This is a genomic window from Tumebacillus lacus (assembly GCF_026410385.1).
Lineage (GTDB): Bacteria > Bacillota > Bacilli > Tumebacillales > Tumebacillaceae > Tumebacillus > Tumebacillus lacus.
Genome location: NZ_JAPMLT010000012.1, coordinates 16865 through 37346, shown reverse-complemented (window position 1 = coordinate 37346; position 20482 = coordinate 16865). Strand labels below are relative to the sequence as shown.

Below are 20482 nucleotides of genomic sequence, written 5' to 3'. Positions count from 1 at the left end.
TCCGCTCCTTTTGGCTATAATTCAGGTACTCCATCAATCCATCGAGGTCATATGTATGGTCACAGTCTACCTCTTAGAATGCGGCGACGGCACGCTGTACACGGGCATCGCGTCCGACCTGCGGCGCCGACTGCTCCAACACGCATCCGGCAAGGGTGCCAAATATACGCGCGGCCGGGGGCCTTTGCTCCTGCGCTATGCGGAGTTGCAACCGGACCGCTCCAGCGCCCTGCGCCGCGAGATCGAGATCAAGCGGCTGACGCGGGCGCAGAAGCTGGCGATGGCCGAGCGGGTCTGCCTGCTGCCGGGGGCGGGGCGTCTGGGTGAATGAGACCAGAACTGGAAGCTCATACTAACACAAAACGCGCCCTGTATAGAGCGCATTTTCCAAGGTGTTGCCCTGTGGTTATTCGGCAGCCTGTTCGAGTCGGCTGACTTTGAACACGCAGCTCTTGCCCCCTTCAGCCAGGCATTCGGAGCGTTTGACGTCCATGCCGAGCACGCGGCGAAACACGTTGGTCTCGCAGGAGCAGGTCTGCGGATAGTGCTTGGAGACCTGGGCGATCGGGCAGTTGTATTCGATGATCTCAAAGGACCCGTCGTCTTTTGCTTCATAGCGGGCCAGATAGCCTTTGCTGTTTTGCAGGTCGGCGATGGCTGCGACTTTCTCCTCCGGCGACTTGCCTGCCAGCAGTGCTTCGTATTGCTGCACGAGGCGTTCTTCCCGCTGGGCAAAGAGCTGGCCGATCTTGTCTTCGCCGTCGACGCGCACGAGGTCGTCGAGCAGGTCGAGCATCAGAGCGTGGTAGTTTTTCGGAAAGAGGTCGTCCGCTTCCTCGGTCAGTTGATAGACTTTTGCGGGACGCCCCATCGGTTGCCGAATCGTCGTCGGATAGATGAGATGATCGCGTTCGAGCGTTGCAATGTGACGGCGGATCGCCATCTCGGTGATGCCGATGCGCTCCGCCAGATCACCCGCGCTCAGCGGTCCTTCGGTGCGCAGCATGGTGATGATCGATCGGCGCGTGCTGGTCTCTTGGTTTGCCACAGGCGTCACCTCCTCTTGTTTCGATACTACCAGTATATACGCATTCGGCGTGCAAGTAAATTTTGAAACTAAAAAGCTTAGAAAATGGGTGGCTTGATTTTCCAATTACAGCGTGATACTGTCAAAATGAATGACTGGAAAGGAGAATCTTCCCTCTATGCAACGAATCTTACTTATTTTGTTGATCATCTTCCTGCCGCTCAGCGTGATCGGCGAGATGCTGCACTGGAGCGAGGTGGCTCTGTTTGCCATCGCCTGCGCCGCCATCATTCCGCTTGCCGGCGTGATGGGACGCGCGACGGAGAGCATCGCGATCCACAGCGGTCCGAAGATCGGCGGTCTGATGAACGCGACGTTCGGCAACGCGGTCGAGCTGATCATCGCCTTTTTCGCTTTGCAAAAAGGCTTGACCTCTGTCGTGCAGGCGTCGCTGACCGGTTCGGTCATCGGCAACCTGCTGCTGGTCGCCGGGCTGTCCTTCCTCGTCGGCGGCATCAAGTATCCGCAGCAAAAATTCAACCAGACCATCGCCGGCACCAACTCGGCGATGATGTTGCTCGGCGTGGTGGTGGCGCTGGTGATCCCGGCGATCTTCCATCTCTCCAACCCGAGCATCGACATGAGCCTGTCGATCGGCGTGTCGGTGGTCGTGCTGATCCTGTATCTCCTCGGACTTTTCTTCTCTTTGTACACGCACCGCAACCTGTTCAACTACACGGAGGACATGGAAGAAGAAGAGGCGGAGTGGAGCATGGGCAAGGCGATCACGATCCTCGCCGTCGCCACCGCTGCCGTCGCCTATGAGTCGGAGCTGCTGGTCCACACGATCACCGGCGTCTCCGAGACGCTTGGCTGGTCGGAAGTGTTTATCGGCGTGATCATCGTCGCCATTGTCGGCAACGCGGCGGAGCACTCCTCGGCGATCCTGATGGCGTGGAAAAACAAGATGGACGTGGCGCTGGAGATCGCCGTCGGCTCGTCCTTGCAGATCGCGATGTTCGTCACGCCGGTGCTGGTCTTTGCTTCCCTCGCGCTCGGCAACCCGATGTCTTTGGTCTTTTCGTGGCCGGAACTGGCGGCGATGGCGCTGTCGGTGCTGCTGATCAACTTCCTCGCGCAGGACGGCGAGTCAAACTGGCTGGAAGGCGCGATGGCGCTGGGTGCCTATGTGATCATCGGCCTTGGCTTCTACTATCTCTAGAGTGAGAGCAAGAACAAGAAAAAAGAGCCGGTCCCGGATGCGGGGCAGGCTCTTTTTGGTGTGGAGATCAGTTCAATCGGCTCATGATGTTCGAGACATAGCGGCGGGTCTCGCCAAAGGGCGGGATGCCGCCGTACTTGTCCACGTTGCCGGGGCCGGCGTTGTAGGCGGCCAAGGCCATCTGGACATCGCCGTCGTAGCGGTCGAGCATCTGCTTGAGATAGCGGGTGCCGCCGTCGATGTTCTGTGCGGCGTCATAGACGTTCTCGACGCCAAGGCCCCGTGCGGTGGCCGGCATCAGTTGCATCAGGCCGCCTGCGCCCGCCTTGGAGGTGGCGTAGGGGTTGAAGCCGGACTCTTGACGGACGACCGCCTTGATCAGGTTGGGATCGACACCGTGCTGCGCGGCGGCCGCCTCGATCATCGCGTCGTACTCGCTCGGTTGGGAGCGGCCCTGCGGCGAGAGGGCCCGCTGCAGCGACAGGGGGGCAGCGCCCGGCAGAACGGTCGAGAGAGCGGTCTGCGCCAGCTTGCCGCCGGTGGATGCGGTCGTGTCGGCGAGCAGGGTGGAGAACAGGGCGGCGAAATCGCTCCCGGAAGTTTTCGAATCGGAGAAGATCGAGCTCGACATCATTTGCGAGCGCATCAGGGCTGCGAGCAGCTTGACGTCCATATCACACCTCTTGCGTTTCAAAATGGTTGTCTCCAGTTTACTCGAAAAAGATCCGGCGGTAAACTGGAGAGAAGAGGAGGGGAACGTTCTTGTTCAAAAATCTAATCAAATTTTTCGTGAACGGCATTTTGACGCTGGCACCGATCGCGCTGGTGGTCTACGTCGTCGTGCAGATCTTCCAGTTTCTCGACAGCCTGCTGGGCAATCTGTTGCGCAAGGAGATCGGCGACGGGATGTACGTGCCGGGCCTCGGCCTGCTCTTGACCATCGTGCTGGTCACCGTTGTCGGCTGGCTGGCGACGCATTGGCTGAGCTCGTGGTTCTTCCGCTGGATCGAGCGGATCGTGTCGCGCATTCCGTTTGTGAAAACGCTCTATAAAGTGATCAAAGAGACGTTCGAGTCGTTTTTCGGCGAGAAAAAATCGTTCTCCAAAGTGGCGCTGATCACCGTGCCGAACAACCCGATGAAGATGGTCGGGTTTATTACGACAGAAGATGTGGCCGCCCTCAGCGATTCGCTGCAGGATCACGTCGCGATCTATGTGCCGCAGACGTTTCAGGTGGCCGGGATCACGTTCCTCGTGCCCAAAGAGCATGTGGAAGTGCTCGACGTGTCGCCGGAGGAAGCGATGCGCTTCATCCTGTCGGGGGGCATGTCGGGGAAATGATCGATCAAAAGCAAGTGCAAACGGCCGCTCCGATCCCGCTTTCTCTCTCGGTGTTGCCGTTTGCGGTGGTGGTCGCGGGTCTGCTCGCGGCCCATTTTTGGCTGGACGTGCCTTTGTATGTCGGACTCGTCGCCGGATGGGCGGTCGCCTGCGCGATCGCCCTTTGGTGCGGCCGTGGCGTATGGTCGACAGGGGTCGGCACGTATCGGGGGTTGAAAAGCACGTTTTTTGTGATCGGGATCCTGTTGATGATCGCCGCGCTGATCTCGTCGTGGATGTCGTCAGGCACGGTGCCGGGGATGATCTGGTACGGCATTCAGTTGGTGCGTCCGGAGTATCTGGTCGTCACCGTCTTTTTATTGACGGGGATCGGGTCGATGGCGCTCGGTTCGTCTGTCGGCACGCTCTCGACGATGGGGGCGGCGCTGGCCGGGATCGGCGCAGCGTTTGAGATCCCGGCCGGTCTCATCGGCGGCGCGCTGATCTGCGGCGCGATGATCGGCGACCGGGTGTCGCCCGTCTCCGGCACGTTTCACCTCGTGGCGGGCATGACCGGGACGAAAGCGGAGGACAATTACAGACCGATGTGGCAGACAGGGTTTCCGATGCTGATCGTGAGCGCGGGTTTGTTTGCGTGGCTCGGATACGGCAAAGCGACAGGCCCTGGCGGCGATCCGCTGTCCAACCCCTTGGTATTGGTGCTGCTCGATACGTTTGCCATGCCGTGGTATGTGCTCGTCCCGCCGGCGGTGGTGCTCGCGTTGGCGCTGTTTCGCGTGAAGATCCTGCGCTCGCTGTCGGTCGGCATCTTCGCCGGGGTGCTGCTGACGGTGACGGTACAGGACGCTTCGCTGCCCGACGCACTGCGCACGATCTGGCTCGGCTACGATCTGACGGCCGAGGGCCGGACGGTGCTGCACGGCGGCGGGGTCTGGCCGATGCTGAACATGGCGCTGTTGATCCTGTTCGCCGGTGCGATGAACGGCGTGATGGAGCTTAGCGGCATGCTGGAGACGATCATCGGTCGCCTGCTGGAGCGGATCAGACGCATCGGCTCACTGCTGCTCCTGACGATGGGGATGTCGGTCGCGATGGGCATGCTCGGCTGCAACCAGTCGATCTCCGTGATCGTGCCGGGGCGGGCTCTGCGCGGCACGTATGACCGGATGGGCGTGCCGCCGCGTTATCTGGTGCGAGCCATCGCCGATTCGGGCGTCGTGAGCTCGCCGTTGATCCCGTGGAATCTGCACGGCATCCTCTGTTCGACAGCAATCGGCATTGCGACCGCGACCTATCTTCCGTACGCTTTTTACCTCTGGGGTTTGATAACTGTAACGTTCCTATCATATTTAGTACTAAACTTCAGAAAAAATCAGATAAAACTCGACAAATGATTTCCAAACTGAATTGACATCCTTCCCAATAGTTAGTAAAATTTAAAGCAAATGGGTAGCCTTTTTTGTTAACGTTGCTTTAGAGACGGGGGGAAGGGTCATGCAAAAGAGAAATTATAGTCAATCGTTAGCTGATTTGAAAAGCAGGGGGATTCGCTTGACGCCGCAGCGTCAAGTGATCCTGCAGTATCTGAAAGAAACGGTTGAACATCCGACCGCTGAGCAGGTGTATCACAAAATCGGCGAGCAGTTTCCGGGGATCTCGCTGGCGACCGTCTACAACACGTTGAACATGCTGAAAGAACTGGGTGTGATTCGTGAATTGTCTTACGGGGACATGTCCAGCCGTTTTGACGGAAACGACGCGGAACACGCGCATTTGGTCTGTCAGACCTGCAACGGCCTGATCGACATCGAGTGCCCGCCGCAGTCGCAGTTGGAGACGCCGGAACTGGCAGCTAAAGGATTCACCGTCCGTTCGTATCGATTGGAATACTACGGACAGTGCGGCGACTGCCAAGAAGTGAGTTCGAACAAAATACATGCTTCCTGACCATTGGATGGACAAGCTTTGAAAAAAGACTCTCGCAGATTGGACGAGGGTCTTTTTTGTGACGGTTGACACGTGATAATAAGTCTCAGTACAATATTAGTATCAATATGTGAATCTGCGGCATCTACAGGATGCGAAGCGATACAGGGTGAGGTGCGTACACGATGCAAAGAAGCAGCTTTCCAGAGGCGCTGGCTGACTTGAAGGAGCGCGGTGTGCGCCTGACGCCGCAACGGCAGATGATCTTGCGCTATCTGAAGGAGACGCACGAGCATCCGACAGCTGATGAGGTGTACAACCGGGTCTGTGAGGAGTTTTCCGGCATCAGCATGGCGACCGTGTACAACACGCTGCATCGCCTGAAGGAACTCGGAGTCATCCACGAATTGAAATACGGCGACGGGTCGAGCCGCTACGACGGCAACGACACGGAGCACGCTCATCTGGTCTGCGAGTCCTGCGGCGAGGTCCGCGATGTGCCGAGTCCGGCGCAGGAACTGATCGTCTCTCCGGAGGTGCTGGCGACCGGCTACCGACTGGGCTCGTTTCGGCTGGAGTTTTACGGCGTCTGTCCGACATGCCAGACCAATTGAATGATACACAAAAAACGCTCGTCCTCTTTGGGGACGGGCGTTTTTTGTGCAGGTCAATTGGGAAAGGTATCAAAAAAAGGAGGCGTATGGCAACCATGAAAAAACCTGCGAGGAAAATGCGGGCGCGGGACAGATGGATCATCCTGTTCGTCGCGCTGATGGGACTGTCGATTGCCGGTGTGCAATTGTATTTCAACGCGATGGTGGAAAAGTGGGGCGTTGTGATCCCTTGAGCTAGACCCATTCCATCGTCACGACCGCGCCGTGATGAAGCGGCGTGGTAAAGGTGGCGGGAAGGGCGTTGAGAGACAGTTTCAGGTCGATCGCGTGCGCCGGACGTTCCTTTTCGATGGCGATGTAGCGGAACAGATCGCTGAGCACCGGCTGCCAGTCGTCGTGCGGCGAGAGGGCCTGTCCACTCTGGAAGACGAGGTTGTCGCCGTCCTCGACGAGATCGTCGAGCGCGGCTTTTTGTCCGTTGCGGTAGACGGGCGGCCGCGGGCCTTCGACGGTCACCGGGCGGTTGTTGACGATTACGCCGATGCTTTGCGCCGGATGCAGCGATTCGTCATAAAAGAATCGGATCGGGTAATGCTGCGGCGGCAGATCCTCGATGTCGAGGACGTCGCCTTCCCGGAGTGGAGCGGTCAGTGCGGCCGGTTCGCCGTTGACGGTGAGGCGCAGGCGTTCAGCGGGCAGCGAGACGGACTGGCCGTCGACGGTGACGCGCAGAACGGGAGGATCGAGCAGCATGTCGCGCTCCTCCTGCGGCAGGTCGAGCAAGAGCAGCGCATCTCGGACGGTCTGCGGCATGCGCGTTTCGATCTTGGCACGATCTGTCAGCGGCGTGTCGAGTTGAGCCGGGACGCCGTTCAACAGGATCACCGGCGGCAACAGCCGCTCGCGGCCCGCAAAGGTCAGGGCGAACGGCCGCACGCTGTCGTCGAGCACGTCGGCGACGGTACCGGACGCGTCGGTGCCGGACGTGCCGCCGATCACTTCGACTTCATCGCCGTGCTGGATGATGTCGTCCAGTTTGGCCGGTCGGCCGCCGACGAGCAACTGTGCCGGGGTACCGAGCGTGCCGCGCAACACTTTCAGGCGGCCGTTGACCTCGACGGTGAGCGCGAGTCCGGGGCGGCCGTGGAGCTTGCGGATGTCGACGTCGGCGGCGAGCAGACAGTCACCGGCGGTGATGCGGCGAAACTCGAACAGGCGGTGGGAGTGGCCGTTGACTTTGACGGCAACGGAGGAGACCGGGTGATGCAGGGCGGCCAAGGCGATGCCGATCGGCGTGACCGCCTGCGGGCCGGACAAGCCTTCGTGCTGGGCTGCCAGCTGTCCGATGGCGTCTGTGCCGCGGATGACGACCCGCTCTTTGGGCAGGCCGAGCTCGGCGGCGAGCAGGGGCGGGAGCATCGGCGTCTGCGAGCCGCCGCCGACCAGCATGACGGCCGCCGGACCTTTTTGGTTGAGCATCTTGACTTCGCGGGCGATCAGCGTGGCGAGCTTGCTCACCTCTTCGTGCAAGGACGCGATCACGTCGCGGGCGGGCGTTTCATAGGGGATGCCCAGCACGTCGGTAAAAGAGACGTGCTCTTCGGTCATCAGATCGCGCTTGACCCGCTCGGCGACCGGGAAGTCGAGGAGGTATTTTTGAGACAGCGCCTCGGTGATCTCGTCGCCTGCCACGGGAACCATCCCGTAGGCGACGACGGTGCCTTCCGCCGTCAGCGCGATGTCGGACGTGCCGGCGCCGATGTCGACGAGGCAGAGGTTCAATTTGCGCATCGTCGGCGGGATCAGCGCGTTGATCGCGGCGATCGGCTCCAGCGTCAGAGCGGCCATCGACAGCCCGGCCCGCTCCAAAGCCATCTGCAGCGAGTCGATGACGACGCGGGGCAGGAAGGTGGCGATGATCTCCACGCTCGCCTTCAGCCCCCACTGGTCGATCAGCGAACCGATTACGCTGTCGTCGAGCAGGTAGTGCAGCACCGTGTAGCCGACGCAGTGGTAGCGGGCGGCATCGGGCGTCAGTTCGACCAATTGGCGTTCCGCCTGCTGGACGGCGGTCAGTTCGAGGGCGAGCACGTCGTCTTCGGAAAAGCGGTCGTTCTCCAGATCGCGGTCAACCCGGGTGCGCACCGTCTTGAGGGCGCGGCCGGCCGCCGCGACGGCGACGTGGCGCAAAGACAGGCCTGTTTTTTCTTCCAGGCCTGTCTTGACCTTGCGGATGATCTCGGCGACCTCGACCACGTCATGGATCTGCCCGTCGAGCATCGAGCGGGTGGTGTGTTCCCGCACGTCGGTGGCGAGGATGCGCAGTTGACCGTCCGGCGTGTGCTCCGCCACCAGCCCGACGACGGAGCGGGTGCCGATGTCGAGCGCAAATATCGGTTCCATCAGCGTGTGGTCACCCCGTAGCCCATCTCCTGCAGGCGTTGCAGGATCAGCTCTTGATGGCGCAGGTCGCGCGTCTCGACGTCGATCTCGATCTCCGCTTCACCGAGCATAACGTGGTTGCCCATGCGGTGATGCTGGATGCCGATGATGTTCGCCCGCTCGTCGGCGAAGATCTTCAGCACGTCTTGGAGAACGCCCGGTTTGTCGGGCACTTTGGTCGCGATGCGCAGGTAGCGGCCCGCTTCGACCAGACCTCGTTCGATGATCCGGGAAAGGAAGTTGACGTCGACGTTGCCGCCGGAGATCAGGACGGCGACTTTTTTATTTTTAAAGGGGAGTTTGTCATAGATGACGGCGGCAAGGCCGGTCGCGCCCGCCCCTTCGACGACCATTTTGTTGCGCTCGATGCACAGAAGCATCGCTTTGGCGATCTCGTCTTCTTCGACGGTGAGCACGTGGTCGACGTGCGCGCGCGTCATTTCAAAGGTGATCGTGCCGGGGCGGCGCACGAGGATGCCGTCGGCGATCGTCGCGGCAGACTCCAGTGTTGTCAGGCAGCCTTGGTCGAGCGAATGGCGCATGCAGGCTGCACCTGCCGCTTCCACGCCGACGATCTGAATCTCCGGTTTCATCAGTTTGGCAGCCGCCGCCACGCCGGCGACGAGGCCGCCGCCGCCGATCGGCGTGACCAGCACGTCGACGTCCGGCAGTTGTTCGAGGATCTCCAAGGCGATGGTGCCTTGACCGACGATCACGTCGCGGTCGTCAAAGGCGTGGACGTAGGCCATGCCTTTTTCTTTTTGCAGTTCCAAAGCGCGCGCGTACGCTTCGTCATAGTTTTTGCCGCTCAGGATCACTTGTGCTCCGTAGGCGGACGTCGCTTCCACCTTGGCGAGGGGGGCAGACTCCGGCATCACGATGATGCAGGGGATGCCCGCGCTGGCTGCACCGAAGGCGACCCCTTGCGCGTGGTTGCCGGCCGATGCGGCGATCACGCCGTTTTTGCGCTCCTCTTCGCTCAGCGAGGCGATCTTGTGAAACGCGCCGCGAATCTTGAAGGAGCCGGTCTTTTGCAGGTTCTCCAATTTAAGGTAGATCTGGTTTTGCGACAAATCGCTGAACGTCTTCGAATAGTCCAGCGGTGTGCAGTGAATGACCCCCTTGAGGTTTTCCTGCGCTTTCAAAAAGTCTTGTTGTGTCAGCAAACCGATACACCCTTTCTGTAACAAAAACGATTGTAAATGATATGAAAACGACGGGAAATGCCTTTCCCCGCTTGCATCCTTTAGTTTAGTAAAGTAGGATAGAAAGTATAGCTACATTCTACCATGTTCTACATGCGTTCGGGAGGGCAACGGAACAATGTCAGAAGAAATTTTGCGCAATGTGCGCTCGAACTTGTTCAAGATCGAGCCCTATGTGCCGGGCAAGCCGATGAAGGAAGTCAAGCGCGAGTACGGTCTCGAGGAAGTGATCAAACTCGCGTCCAACGAAAACCCGCTCGGGCCGTCGAAAAAGGCGCAGGACGCCATCGTGGCGGCGATGGCCGACATCCATCGCTATCCGGACGGCGGTGCGCGGGATCTGAAGGTCGCGCTTTGCGAGCGGAACGGGGTGACGCCGTCGCAGATCCTCGTCGGGAACGGATCGGACGAGGTGATCAAGATGATCTCCGAGACGTTCCTGCATGCCGGCGATGAAGTGGTGATCCCGGCTCCGACATTTTCGCAATATTGGTTCGGCGCGCAGGTGATGGGCGGGACGACGGTCACCGTCGAGCTCGGGGCGGGATTTGAATTTGATCTCGACGCGGTGTTGGCGGCGGTGACGGAGCGCACCCGCCTGGTCTACCTCTGCACGCCGAACAACCCGACCGGCACCTACATCAAAAAGCAGGCGATGCAGTCATTTCTGGAGCGCGTGCCCAAACACGTTCTCGTCGTGCTCGACGAAGCGTATATCGAGTACGCGGAGGCAGAAGATGCCGCGAACGGAATCGAGTTCTTGCACGGCGGACATAATGTGATTGTCATGCGCACTTTCTCCAAACTGTATGCGCTGGCCGGGCTGCGCCTCGGGTATGCGATCGGCCCGTCCGCTGTGATCGGAGCGATCGAGCGCACCCGCGAGCCGTTTAACGCCAATCTGCTCGCCCAAGCGGCGGCGGTGGCGGCGCTCGCCGATGAGGAACATCGCGAGGCGAGCCGCCAAGTGAACCGCGACGGCATCGCGCAGTTGACGGCGGGCCTTGAGCTCTTGGGATACTCGGTGATTCCGACGCAGGCGAACTTCCTGATCTTCGACACGAAGACGGACGACAAAGAGATCTTCCAAGCGCTGTTGCACGAGGGTTTGATCGCCCGCAGCGGCACTGCGCTCGGCGTGCCGGGGTACCTGCGGATCTCGGTCGGCACGGCGGAGGAAAACAGCAAGTTTCTGGAAGCTCTGAAGCGAGTGGTTTTCAGGCTGAATCAAAAGGTGTAAGATCTAGAAACAAATCATCAATCTAAAGTACAGGTCTGTTTTGAGACGAGGAGAGGAGAGCTGAGGATGAGCAAAGCAAGATTTGAACAACTTCGCGAACAACTGGATCAGGTGAACTTGGAGATTTTGGAGGTCTTGAACCGCCGGGCCGAGCTGGTATCGGAGATCGGACTGCTCAAGAACGGCAAGACGACGGAGCGTTTCGACCCGATCCGCGAGAAGGAGATGCTCGACAAGGTAGTGGCTGCGAACGAAGGTCCGTTCCAAAATGACACGATCCGTCACCTGTTCAAACAGATCTTCCAAGCATCGCTCAACCTGCAAGAAGAAGAGAAGAAATCGCTGCTGGTCTCCCGCAAGACCAAAGCGGCCGACACGGTGATCACCGTCGGCCCGCTCACCATAGGCAACGGGTCGCCGGTGATCATCTCCGGTCCTTGCTCGGTCGAGACGCCGGAGCAGATGGAGGCGGTCGCCTCGCATCTGAAAAAAGAAGGCGTCGTGCTGCTGCGCGGCGGTGCCTACAAGCCGCGCACCTCGCCGTACGACTTCCAGGGCCTTGGCGTGGAAGGGCTGAAACTGCTCAGCGAAACAGCCAAGCGTCACGGCATGGTCTGCGTGTCGGAGATCGTCGCGCCGGAAGACGTCGAGATGGCGTGCGAGTACCTCGACATCATCCAGATCGGCGCACGCAACATGCAAAACTTTGAGCTGCTCAAGGCGGCGGGCAACGTCCGCAAGCCGATCCTGCTCAAGCGCGGTCTCTCGGCGACGATTGAGGAACTGGTCTATGCGGCGGAGTACATCGCATCCCGCGGCAACTCCCAGATCATCCTCTGCGAACGCGGCATCCGCACTTATGAAAAGGCGACCCGCAACACGCTGGACATCTCGGCGGTGCCGATCCTCAAGCAAGAGACGCATCTGCCGGTCATCGTCGACATCTCGCATTCCACCGGGCGCAAAGACATCATGTTCCCCATCGCCAAAGCGGCCATTGCCGTCGGCGCGGACGGCCTGATCGTCGAAGCGCACAACGAGCCGGCTGTCGCGTTGTCGGACGCGAAACAGCAGCTCGATCTGCCGCAACTGAGCAACCTGCTGCACGACCTGCGCACAAGCGGCTTCCTCAAAGACGCTGCGCCGGTCAAGTAAACACTCCCGAACGATATCCATACGCACAGCAAAGCCCCTCTGCCGAACGGCGGAGGGGCTTTTTGGGTCGGATGTGATTGTTTTACATCGGCATGTAGCTGAGGTCGAACACACGCTCCACCAGCCACAGAAGACCGAACAGACCGACGACGGAAGACATGCCGTAGACGAAGAGGCGGTTCCAGTCGAAGCGCTTTACATACAGGATGATCGGCAGCAGGACCGCGACGACCATGATGTGGCCGAGCTCGACGCCGATGTTGAAGGTGAGCAGCGAGGAGACAAAATGGTTTTTGGGAATCTGCGTCTCCGCCAACGCCCCGGCAAAGCCAAAGCCGTGCACGAGACCGAAGACGAAAGTGAGCACCCAGCGGTAGTTGGTGTTTTTTACGACGAAGTTCTCAATTGCGACGTAGAGGATCGAAGCGGCGACGACAATGTCGACGAGGCGGCCCGGCAGCACGATGATGTCCAGAGCGGCGAGGATCAGCGTGATCGAGTGCGCGACGGTGAACGAGGTGATGATCTTCAGCATGTTTTTAAAGGTGCCGCCCAGCAGAACGAGGGCAAAGAGGAACATCAGATGGTCATAGCCGGTCAGGATGTGCTCGACCCCGAGGATGATAAACTGTTTCACGGCGGTCAGGAACGGTACTTCCAGGCCCGCTTCCATGCCGAGGGTACGGGACTTTTCGGCGAAGATAAATTCACTGCTCGTCTCGCCCGATTCAATTGTTGCCACGTTTTTGTGGGTGTTGGAGTTTTCAAAAAACAGGTTGTACTCCAGGTCTACCTTGTCGATCAGTTGTTCGGACGAGTAGACGAGGTCGACTTGCAAGTTGTTGCCGGCGGCGAGGGACACATTTTCCATTTCCACCGCCATCGGTTCACCGTTGTTTTTGACGACAAATCCTTTTTGAATGTAGGCGAACAGTTTTTCTTTCATGACGTAGGTCAGTTCTTCTTCGGTGTAGGACGATTTAACTTTCAGATCGACCTTGTCCAATTCGAGCACAGACGGTTGGTCGACGAGCAAGCTGACCACCATGCGTTTGTTTTCGAATGTGATCTTGGAGGAAGCGAGCGAGTTGGGATGAGCCGATGCCGGGACGGCCGCAGCGAGCATCAAGGTGAGCAGCAGCAGAATCGAGAGGATTCTTTTCATGGGGGACATCCTTTCCGGGTTTATTAAACAGAAAATTCCTAACACTAAATCAGATAGAGGTATCGTATCACATTTCGAAGACATTGTGTAAATAAACAGTACATGATATAAGGGTTTTCTAATGAAAAAGGACATCGACTGGATAGCCGATGTCCTTTTTGATTGATGTGTTTGATTTAGGCGCGTTTGCGGAAGAGAGAGATGGCGGAGAGCAGCAGGGCAAGACCGGAGAGAATCAACGGCAGGGTGTTGCTCTCGGCGGTTGTGGTCTGAGCCGAGGTCGATTCTTTCGGCGCGGCTGCTCCGTGGCCGGTCGATGCGGTACCGCCGTGATGATCCGCGCCCGCTGTCGCTTGGGCGATGGCGGTGACGGAGGCAGGCGTTTTGGATTCCTTGTCGCCCGTCCACTCGACGACGGTGCCATCCGCGTAGGTCTGGTACGCTTTCCATGCCAGCGAGGTGGCGGCAGACGGGTTTTTGCCGACAAATGCGAACTCGGCAAACTCGTGCGGTTTGATGCCGTCGCCTTGCGCGGTCCAGGTGATGCCGGTGAAGCGGCCCTCGGAGTTTTTGGCAAATTCGTACGTCCAGCCCGGCTCCGGTTCGACGGTGGAAACTTTTACGCCTTCCGGAAATTCGAGGCGGACTTTGGTGGTCGCTTGGTCTTTTTCGACGGGGACGCGGACCGAATATTTTTCATAGGCGTCCGTTTTGGATTCTTTGGGGAAGACGGTAACATGCGCGCTGGCGATGCCTGCGGTGGAGAGCAGAACGGCCGATGCGAGAGCGGCAGACAGGACGAGTTTGTTGGTTTTCATGGTGGAGTTCCTCCTTCTAATGGGGCAGCGGATATTCGATTTGGCTGAGCCACACGGCCAGCAGGATCACGGCGGCAAAGACGAGCAATTCCCTGCGCAACAGGGTGCGCGACAGGGAAGAGGCGTTTGTCCGCCAGCGTTTGGTTTGGAAAAAGGCGATCAGGAACAGGGCAATCGTCAGCAACCCTTTGATCAGCAGGAGATCGCGCCAGAGCAGGGTGCTAGGCAACAGGGTCGCCCAATCGGTCTGGATGCCGACCATCAGCAAGCCGGTCAGCACGGTCAAAAGCGAGGCGCTGAGGACAACGCGCAAAAACAGCGAGCGAAACGCGCCTTGAGGGATGGCTGATGCGCCGTCGCGTTTGTTTTGGAAGGCGATGAGCAACAGGTAGAGCACGACGCCGATCCACAGGGCGGTCGCGAGCAGGTGCAACACGCGCAGAGTCAACGCCAGCCAGATGGGCTCGATGCCAAAGGCGTGGCCGCCGAACGCGAGGTTGCCGACCAGCAGCGTCCAGATCAGCGACTGCCAACCGGAGACCATGCCGGGAAGGGCGAGGAGCAGGAGCAAGAGCGTCTGCACCGACACCATCGTCGCAAACGAAGACTGGAACAGCGCATGCCAGTCGAGAGAGGTCGGCAGCCCGGCTGAGTAGACCAGCCATTCGGTCAGCGTGGCGGCGAGCAACAGGCCCCAGAGCACAGGCCGGGCCCGTCCGAGCAGGTCGCTCGTCGAGGGAAACTCGCAGCGGCGGGCGATGCGGCCGACCGCGTACAGGCCGCCGCCTGACAGCAGCATTCCTTCGGCGAGATAGCGGGCGACGAGCAGCAGGGTCTGCGAGAGCGACCTGTCTCGCGCGGTGTCGCCGGTATCGCCTGTGTAGAGCGCAAAGCCCGGCGTCGGCTGTCCGACCGAAAAGGCGTAGCGGTCGGTGATCGGGTGACCGTCTTCGGAGACGACCGTCCACACCACCGTGTAGCTCCCGGCGGCGAGGGGAAGCGGCTCGACAAACATCTGAGCGGCGTCGCCTTTTGTCAGTTGCGGCGGGTCCAACGGGATGTTCGTTCCGGCGGGATCATATAGGAGAAGGTCGATCAGGTCGGCTTCCAGCGGTTCGCTGAATGTCAGCGCAATGCGGGCCGGGCTGTCGGCCGTGACTTCGCCGTTGGCGGGCACGGCCGACAGCAGATTGGCATGGGCATCGGCGGTCGTGGCTGTCAGAAACAGCAGCAGCAACACGATGAGCAGCGGGCTGATCGATCTTTTCATCTGTCGAGTGCGGGTTATCGGGATCACCTCTTTTGTCTTTCCGTCTGACTTCGATTTGAATAGGACCCATTCAATCTACACCAATCGTTTGTCGTCCAATATGGCTAGATAGGGCTATCTTTTTGCGGTTGCGTGGCAAATCTGTGACACATGGATTGACGGGTAAGGGAAAGTGCCGGAAGATAAGAAGGCGAGAGGAGGAGTACGATGGAATGGGGGTTTATCTCAATCCTGCTGTTCGGTCTGTTGCTTGGTTTTAAACATGCGATCGAACCGGATCACGTGATCGCCGTCTCGACCATCGCCAGCCAGAGCCGCCGTTGGTGGCGGGCAGCGCTGGCTGGCGTGTACTGGGGCATCGGCCACACATTGACGTTGCTGTTGGTCGGCGTCACCCTGCTGTTGCTCAAGCAGGAGATCCCCGCAGGCTGGCAGATGTCGCTGGAGTTTGCGGTCGGCATCATGCTGGTGGCACTCGGGGCAAACAGCCTCTACGCGTATCGTCGCGGCGGGGTGCACGTCCATGAGCATCAGCATGACGGCACGGTGCATCGACATTTTCATTCGCACCGCGAAGGGGAACTCCACGAACATCGGCATGCGCGGCGCTTTTTCTATATCAAGTCGATGTTGATCGGCTTTGTACACGGGCTGGCCGGCAGCGGCGCGATGCTGCTGTTGACAATGGAGACGGTCGAAAGCGCAGGTCAGGCGGCCGCTTACATATCGGTGTTTGGTGTCGGGACGGTCTTCGGCATGCTGCTGTGCTCGACGGCGATCGGCTTGCCGTTTCTGCTCAGCAGCGCAAAGCCCGCCGCACAGCGCAGGTTGACGTCGGTGACCGGCGCGGTGAGCACGCTGTTCGGTGTGTACTACATGTATGACCTTGGCGTGACGCAAGGGCTGTTCCGGCTTTGGCTGTCGTAAAGGGAATGGAAGACGAAAAAAAGCACCTCTTTCGCGAGAAAGGGGTGCTTTTTGTCTGTCAATCGCGCAACAGACCGTGGCGGACGGCGTAAGAAGCCAGTTGGACACGGTTGTCGAGGGTGAGTTTGTCGAGGATGTTTTTGATGTGATTTTTGACGGTGTTTTCCGCGATGACCAGATGTTCGGCGATCTGGCGGTTGGTGTGGCCGGACGCGACATGCAGCAGGATCTCCCGCTCGCGGGGGGTGAGCACGTCCGGGTTTGGCTCTTCCGGGTGGGTGTCGCTCTCGCTGCGGAAGCGGTGAAACATCCGGCCGGCGATCTCGCGGGAGACGGTGGCCTCTTCGTCGAGCAAGGCATGCAGGTAGTTGAGCCAGTCGTCCGGTTCGAGGTTTTTCATCAGATAGCCTTGCGCGCCGAACTGCACCGCATGGAACAGATCGGCGACATCGTCCGAGACGCTGAGGATCACCACTTTGATGTCGGGATACATCTTTTTGATCTGCTTGGTGGCGTCGAGACCGCTCTGCCCCGGCATGTTGATGTCCATCAGCACGAGATCGGGGTGGAGTTCCTGGCAGAGCCGGACGGCATCGAGGCCGTCAACCGCTTCGCCGATCACGCGAAAGGCGGAGTCGTCGGCCAGCAGGGAGCGGATCGCGTCACGGGCAAGCGGGTGGTCGTCGGCGATCAGGACGTTGTAGCGGGTGATCATCGGGTGATGCCTCCTTTTTTATGCAGGCGCAGGATCGTGCCGCCGTCCGGGCCACTCTGAATCTCCCATTCGGCTCCTAGGGCGGCTGCCCGTTCGGCGAGCATCTTCAGGCCGTATTTGGCCTGCGTGTCCGGCTGTGCTGTGCCTGTGATGCCCTTGCCGTCATCGGCGATCAACAGCTCAAATCCTTTCCAGTCGCTCGGCACAAAGCGCACGTTGGCGTGGCGGGCGACGGCGTGTTTGCGGATGTTGTTGCAGGCTTCTTGCACGATGCCAAACAGATGAACTTCTTCGGCGGCGGTGAACTGCCCGTTCGGGATGTCGAGCGACGTCTCGATCTCGATGCCGGTCAGCCCGCTCCATTCCTGCAGCCACGTCTCCAAGCGCTGTTGGAACGTGCCGCTTTCCTCGGGGATCTGGCGCAGGTTGAAGATCGCCTGCCGGACCTGATTGTCGATGGCGGAGACGGCGGTGCGGGCGTCCTCGACTTTGCCTTGCTTCAGTTTGACGTTTAAATAGAACAGGCTCTGCGCGATGCCGTCGTGCAGAGCGCGGGCCAGCCGTTCCCGCTCTTCGTAGACGGCACGCTTGGCCTGCTCCTCCGCGAGTCGGTCGTGGATGCGCGAGATCGTGCGGAACATCCACGTGGCAAACAGGAAGGAGATCGTGAGCGTCAACATCGTGATCAAAAAGTTGCCCATCTCCATCGAGAGGTAGGACAGCAAATATTCATGGCGCATGTATTCAAAGCCGCCGATCAAAAAGGTCGGCAGCAGCACGGTCAACATCTTCAGCGTACGGTAGGTCATGTGGGGGCTCCTTTTGCTCAGTCTCGCTCCTTGCTCTCTGTAGTATACAGAAAAACACCTCATCAGCCTATCATCCGGCTGATGAGGTGTTTATCATTCGTTCCCCCTCTTCCTTTTCAAAGACGGCGAGGATCTGCGGGTAGACCATGCAGAAGATCTTGACGATCTCGGCGTCGTAAAAGCGGCCGGACAGCGAGACGATCTCGTCGTACGCTTTTTGCGGCGGGAAGGCCACGCGGTAGGAGCGGGTGGTCGTCATCGCGTCGAACGTGTCGGCGACGGCGAGGATGCGGGCGAACAGCGGGATCTGGTCGCCGACCAACCGCTCGGGGTAACCGCTGCCGTCCATGCGCTCGTGATGGTAGAGCACGCCGTCGAGGATCGGACCGCCGATGCCGAACTGACGCAGCAAGTTGGCCCCGTCGACCGAGTGGCGCTTGATGATCTCGTATTCCTCCGGGGTCAGGCGACCCGGTTTGAGCAGGACACTGTCCGGCGTGGCGATCTTGCCGATGTCGTGCAGGTCGCCGGAAACGCGCAGTTCCTCGATGTCGACGCCCGGCACGTGACGGCCGATCTCCACGGCGTACAGCGCTACGCGGCGGGAGTGACCCTGCGTGTAAGAGTCTCGTGCTTCGATCGCTTTGGATAAGACGTCGACTCGCTCTTTCCATTTGGCTGCTTCCGAGGCGGAGCGTGAGACGTTTTGCATCACGAAGAAGAGCAACAGGGAGTAGACGAGAAAGATCAGCGCAAAATCAGCGTGCGACTGGATGTCCAACTCACCGCGATGCGTAAAGGTATGCCAAAAGACCGTCAAGAGAACGCTCCAGATAAAATAGCGCCGGTTTTGAAACAGCAAGGTGAACAGCGGCGGGAAGTACAGCAGAGTCGTCAACCGCGGATCATAATGGAACAGCCAGTACATCCCAAACGAGATCATCAGCGTGTTTAAAAACAGTGCGAGGGCTCCCCATGAAGGTTTGCGGCGGTCAATCCACAACGAAAGCAACAACGAGATCGACAGGCTGGGGAAGACGATCCAAAAGTAGGGATATTCATGGAAAACCAATTGAAAGAGGCCGATCAAACTCGTGGAGATGAGCAGCGTGATGGACCACAACTTATAAACGTGTTTTGTCATTGTGCGGCCTTCTCCTCTGAAAAATCAATGTAATAATACTGAATATTCTTATTCGGTGTATTTTGTCAAAAACCTCCTCAGGGACCTGATCTTGTAGCAATTCAAAAGAATGAACACTGTACTGTTTTTTAGTTAAACTAAACTAATCGCAGAAACTATAATTTATTTCGCTAAATAAGCTTTAGTTATTTGTGGACACGAAACAATGACCTATGATACAGTATAAACGAGCAGTAAATGATGGATCTTTTACATTAGAACTCTTATTGTAAGGATTCAAAACAAACAATGGTTATTGGAGGTAAGGGCAATGACGTTTGAGAAAGCAAGCATCTCGGCTGATACCGCGAAAAAGATCATCGAAGCAGCAGAAGCAAAAGCGAAAGAAATGGGCGTTCCGTCCTCGATCGCAATCGTCGACGAGAGCGGCGTCTTGAAGGCGTTCAGCCGCATGGACGGCGCAGCGCTGCTGAGCATCGAGATCGCAAAAGAAAAGGCGTACACCGGCGCGGGCTTCGGCATGCCGACCCACGAAGTGTTCAACTTCATCTCCACCGATCAACAACTGCTGACCGGTCTTCCGTTGGTCAACAAACTGTCTGTCGTCGGCGGCGGTTTCCCGATCATGATCGACGGCAAACTGGTAGGCGGCATCGGCATCTCCGGCGGTCACTATACGCAAGATATGGCGATCGCAGAAGCAGCGCTGTCCGCAGCGGTTGCTGTGTAAGGGCGGTCTCTTATGTTGAGGGAGAACGTCAAACCGGTAAGTGAGGAAGTGATCCGCGAGGCGGCCGCGATCTTGCGAAACGGCGGGCTCGTTATCACGCCGACCCGGACCAATTACAACCTCATCTGCGATCCGACGAATGCGGACGCGATTGCAAAGGTGTTTGATGTGAAGAAGCGGACCAAATTTGGTCCGCTCACCCTCGCCATCTCGCATGCGGAGCAAGCGGATCGTTATGTGAAATATCCAGAGTATTTCGACCGCTCTGTGCTGCAAGAGTTGTGGCCGGGGGAGTTGACGGTGATCTTTGAAAAGGAATATGAATTCCCGCCGCAATTGACCATGGGCGCACACACGCTCGCAGTGGCTTGCCAAGGCGAGTCGGTGCTGCACTCCATCGTGGAAGCGTTCGGTGCGCCGGTGGCCTGCACGTCGGCCAACCTGTCCGGGCAAGGCGATATCTTTGTCGATCTGGACAAGGCGGTGCTCGACATCGGTGAGCAGGTCGACCTCGTGATCGACGCCGGTTCTGAGTCGGCGGCGGCGGAGCTCGATGTGGCGAACAAAAGCAACTCGATCATCGACTTGACGTTTGAACAGCCCTTCGTGGTGCGCGTCGGGGTGATCCCGGTCGAGCGACTGTCTGCGCTGATCCCTCAGCTGAACGAGGACACGGAGGCGTACAAACAGCGTCTGGCTGCCCGCGTCGAAGCGATGAGGTCGTAGAAGGGG

Annotated in this window: 22 protein-coding genes; 12 read left to right on the top strand and 10 right to left on the bottom strand. The window is 58.9% G+C overall.

All coding sequences use genetic code 11. The features are described from left to right. Positions 1–55: 55 nt before the first annotated feature. A complete protein-coding gene (locus OS242_RS17145; protein WP_267152920.1) occupies positions 56–331 on the top strand; it encodes a GIY-YIG nuclease family protein in 276 nt (91 codons plus the stop codon). Between the two features lie 75 nt (positions 332–406). Here the strand turns inward: OS242_RS17145 and OS242_RS17140 are convergent, their stop codons facing one another. Beyond that, positions 407–1048, bottom strand: coding sequence for a helix-turn-helix transcriptional regulator (locus OS242_RS17140; RefSeq protein ID WP_267152919.1), 642 nt, complete (start codon positions 1046–1048; stop codon positions 407–409). Positions 1049–1205: 157 nt separating this feature from the next. Between OS242_RS17140 and cax the strand changes: the two genes are divergently transcribed. After that, a complete protein-coding gene (cax, locus tag OS242_RS17135; protein WP_267152918.1) occupies positions 1206–2249 on the top strand; it encodes a calcium/proton exchanger in 1044 nt (347 codons plus the stop codon). A gap of 67 nt (positions 2250–2316) precedes the next feature. Here the strand turns inward: cax and OS242_RS17130 are convergent, their stop codons facing one another. Next, a complete protein-coding gene (locus tag OS242_RS17130; RefSeq protein WP_267152917.1) occupies positions 2317–2922 on the bottom strand; it encodes a lytic transglycosylase domain-containing protein in 606 nt (201 codons plus the stop codon). 89 nt (positions 2923–3011) lie between these two features. On the opposite strand from OS242_RS17130, the gene OS242_RS17125 reads away from it, so the two are divergent. From OS242_RS17125 to OS242_RS17105, 5 genes are all read left to right on the top strand, one after another. Next, on the top strand, positions 3012–3590 hold the full coding sequence (locus tag OS242_RS17125; protein WP_267152916.1) for a DUF502 domain-containing protein: 579 nt from the start codon (positions 3012–3014) through the stop codon (positions 3588–3590). Next, complete coding sequence (locus OS242_RS17120; protein ID WP_267152915.1) at positions 3587–4984, top strand: Na+/H+ antiporter NhaC family protein; 1398 nt, start codon at positions 3587–3589, stop codon at positions 4982–4984. The genes OS242_RS17125 and OS242_RS17120 overlap by 4 nt, the downstream gene beginning before the upstream one ends. A 157-nt stretch (positions 4985–5141) precedes the next feature. Next, on the top strand, positions 5142–5537 hold the full coding sequence (locus OS242_RS17115; RefSeq protein WP_267152914.1) for a Fur family transcriptional regulator: 396 nt from the start codon (positions 5142–5144) through the stop codon (positions 5535–5537). 164 nt (positions 5538–5701) lie between these two features. Beyond that, entirely contained in the window at positions 5702–6130 is a 429-nt protein-coding gene (locus tag OS242_RS17110) for a Fur family transcriptional regulator (RefSeq protein ID WP_267152913.1), read from the top strand. Between the two features lie 95 nt (positions 6131–6225). Beyond that, positions 6226–6363 carry a hypothetical protein gene (locus tag OS242_RS17105; RefSeq protein ID WP_267152912.1) on the top strand — a complete coding sequence of 46 codons (138 nt, stop codon included), beginning with the start codon at positions 6226–6228 and terminating at the stop codon, positions 6361–6363. Between the two features lies 1 nt (position 6364). Here the strand turns inward: OS242_RS17105 and OS242_RS17100 are convergent, their stop codons facing one another. Together OS242_RS17100 and ilvA are read right to left on the bottom strand one after the other, a co-directional pair. Further along, a complete protein-coding gene (locus OS242_RS17100; RefSeq protein ID WP_267152911.1) occupies positions 6365–8533 on the bottom strand; it encodes a cell division protein FtsA in 2169 nt (722 codons plus the stop codon). Then, the gene (gene ilvA, locus OS242_RS17095; protein ID WP_267152910.1) at positions 8533–9738 is read right to left on the bottom strand and encodes a threonine ammonia-lyase; all 1206 of its coding nucleotides are present in this window, start codon (positions 9736–9738) and stop codon (positions 8533–8535) included. Before ilvA ends, OS242_RS17100 begins: the two co-directional genes overlap by 1 nt. A gap of 157 nt (positions 9739–9895) precedes the next feature. On the opposite strand from ilvA, the gene hisC reads away from it, so the two are divergent. Both hisC and OS242_RS17085 read left to right on the top strand, forming a co-directional pair. Further along, entirely contained in the window at positions 9896–11017 is a 1122-nt protein-coding gene (gene hisC / locus OS242_RS17090; RefSeq protein WP_267152909.1) for a histidinol-phosphate transaminase, read from the top strand. Positions 11018–11083: 66 nt separating this feature from the next. Beyond that, positions 11084–12172 carry a bifunctional 3-deoxy-7-phosphoheptulonate synthase/chorismate mutase gene (locus OS242_RS17085; protein ID WP_267152908.1) on the top strand — a complete coding sequence of 363 codons (1089 nt, stop codon included), beginning with the start codon at positions 11084–11086 and terminating at the stop codon, positions 12170–12172. 82 nt (positions 12173–12254) lie between these two features. On the opposite strand, the gene OS242_RS17080 is transcribed toward OS242_RS17085, so the two are convergent. The 3 genes from OS242_RS17080 to OS242_RS17070 all read right to left on the bottom strand — a co-directional run bounded on the left by OS242_RS17080 (position 12255) and on the right by OS242_RS17070 (position 15452). Next, positions 12255–13337 carry a HupE/UreJ family protein gene (locus OS242_RS17080; RefSeq protein ID WP_267152907.1) on the bottom strand — a complete coding sequence of 361 codons (1083 nt, stop codon included), beginning with the start codon at positions 13335–13337 and terminating at the stop codon, positions 12255–12257. Positions 13338–13513: 176 nt separating this feature from the next. Then, on the bottom strand, positions 13514–14155 hold the full coding sequence (locus OS242_RS17075) for a YcnI family copper-binding membrane protein (RefSeq protein ID WP_267152906.1): 642 nt from the start codon (positions 14153–14155) through the stop codon (positions 13514–13516). Positions 14156–14171: 16 nt separating this feature from the next. Continuing rightward, entirely contained in the window at positions 14172–15452 is a 1281-nt protein-coding gene (locus OS242_RS17070; RefSeq protein WP_267152905.1) for a copper resistance CopC/CopD family protein, read from the bottom strand. A 180-nt stretch (positions 15453–15632) separates the two neighbouring features. Here OS242_RS17070 and OS242_RS17065 point away from each other — a divergent pair, with 180 nt between their 5' ends. Beyond that, the gene (locus OS242_RS17065; protein ID WP_267152904.1) at positions 15633–16352 is read left to right on the top strand and encodes a HoxN/HupN/NixA family nickel/cobalt transporter; all 720 of its coding nucleotides are present in this window, start codon (positions 15633–15635) and stop codon (positions 16350–16352) included. Between the two features lie 58 nt (positions 16353–16410). Here OS242_RS17065 and OS242_RS17060 read toward each other — a convergent pair whose 3' ends face one another. The 3 genes from OS242_RS17060 to OS242_RS17050 form a co-directional block, all read right to left on the bottom strand. Then, positions 16411–17067 (bottom strand): response regulator, encoded by a 657-nt coding sequence (locus tag OS242_RS17060; RefSeq protein ID WP_407702125.1) that lies wholly within the window; start codon positions 17065–17067, stop codon positions 16411–16413. Continuing rightward, positions 17064–17876 (bottom strand): sensor histidine kinase, encoded by an 813-nt coding sequence (locus tag OS242_RS17055; RefSeq protein WP_267152903.1) that lies wholly within the window; start codon positions 17874–17876, stop codon positions 17064–17066. Before OS242_RS17055 ends, OS242_RS17060 begins: the two co-directional genes overlap by 4 nt. A gap of 70 nt (positions 17877–17946) precedes the next feature. Further along, positions 17947–19020 (bottom strand): HD-GYP domain-containing protein, encoded by a 1074-nt coding sequence (locus tag OS242_RS17050; RefSeq protein ID WP_267152902.1) that lies wholly within the window; start codon positions 19018–19020, stop codon positions 17947–17949. Between the two features lie 310 nt (positions 19021–19330). On the opposite strand from OS242_RS17050, the gene OS242_RS17045 reads away from it, so the two are divergent. Both OS242_RS17045 and OS242_RS17040 read left to right on the top strand, forming a co-directional pair. Then, complete coding sequence (locus OS242_RS17045; RefSeq protein WP_267152901.1) at positions 19331–19750, top strand: GlcG/HbpS family heme-binding protein; 420 nt, start codon at positions 19331–19333, stop codon at positions 19748–19750. A gap of 12 nt (positions 19751–19762) precedes the next feature. Beyond that, positions 19763–20476 (top strand): L-threonylcarbamoyladenylate synthase, encoded by a 714-nt coding sequence (locus OS242_RS17040; protein WP_267152900.1) that lies wholly within the window; start codon positions 19763–19765, stop codon positions 20474–20476. Positions 20477–20482 lie beyond the last annotated feature (6 nt).

Bases quoted from the DNA above. Each gene is read 5' to 3' on its own strand.
- OS242_RS17145 (WP_267152920.1), top strand. From the start codon at position 56: ATGGTCACAGTCTACCTCTTAGAATGCGGCGACGGCACGCTGTACACG.
- cax (WP_267152918.1), top strand. From the start codon at position 1,206: ATGCAACGAATCTTACTTATTTTGTTGATCATCTTCCTGCCGCTCAGC.
- OS242_RS17130 (WP_267152917.1), bottom strand. From the start codon at position 2,922: ATGGACGTCAAGCTGCTCGCAGCCCTGATGCGCTCGCAAATGATGTCG.
- OS242_RS17120 (WP_267152915.1), top strand. From the start codon at position 3,587: ATGATCGATCAAAAGCAAGTGCAAACGGCCGCTCCGATCCCGCTTTCT.
- OS242_RS17110 (WP_267152913.1), top strand. From the start codon at position 5,702: ATGCAAAGAAGCAGCTTTCCAGAGGCGCTGGCTGACTTGAAGGAGCGC.
- OS242_RS17105 (WP_267152912.1), top strand. From the start codon at position 6,226: ATGAAAAAACCTGCGAGGAAAATGCGGGCGCGGGACAGATGGATCATC.
- OS242_RS17100 (WP_267152911.1), bottom strand. From the start codon at position 8,533: ATGGAACCGATATTTGCGCTCGACATCGGCACCCGCTCCGTCGTCGGG.
- hisC (WP_267152909.1), top strand. From the start codon at position 9,896: ATGTCAGAAGAAATTTTGCGCAATGTGCGCTCGAACTTGTTCAAGATC.
- OS242_RS17085 (WP_267152908.1), top strand. From the start codon at position 11,084: ATGAGCAAAGCAAGATTTGAACAACTTCGCGAACAACTGGATCAGGTG.
- OS242_RS17080 (WP_267152907.1), bottom strand. From the start codon at position 13,337: ATGAAAAGAATCCTCTCGATTCTGCTGCTGCTCACCTTGATGCTCGCT.
- OS242_RS17075 (WP_267152906.1), bottom strand. From the start codon at position 14,155: ATGAAAACCAACAAACTCGTCCTGTCTGCCGCTCTCGCATCGGCCGTT.
- OS242_RS17065 (WP_267152904.1), top strand. From the start codon at position 15,633: ATGGAATGGGGGTTTATCTCAATCCTGCTGTTCGGTCTGTTGCTTGGT.
- OS242_RS17060 (WP_407702125.1), bottom strand. From the start codon at position 17,067: ATGATCACCCGCTACAACGTCCTGATCGCCGACGACCACCCGCTTGCC.
- OS242_RS17055 (WP_267152903.1), bottom strand. From the start codon at position 17,876: ATGACCTACCGTACGCTGAAGATGTTGACCGTGCTGCTGCCGACCTTT.
- OS242_RS17050 (WP_267152902.1), bottom strand. From the start codon at position 19,020: ATGACAAAACACGTTTATAAGTTGTGGTCCATCACGCTGCTCATCTCC.
- OS242_RS17045 (WP_267152901.1), top strand. From the start codon at position 19,331: ATGACGTTTGAGAAAGCAAGCATCTCGGCTGATACCGCGAAAAAGATC.
- OS242_RS17040 (WP_267152900.1), top strand. From the start codon at position 19,763: ATGTTGAGGGAGAACGTCAAACCGGTAAGTGAGGAAGTGATCCGCGAG.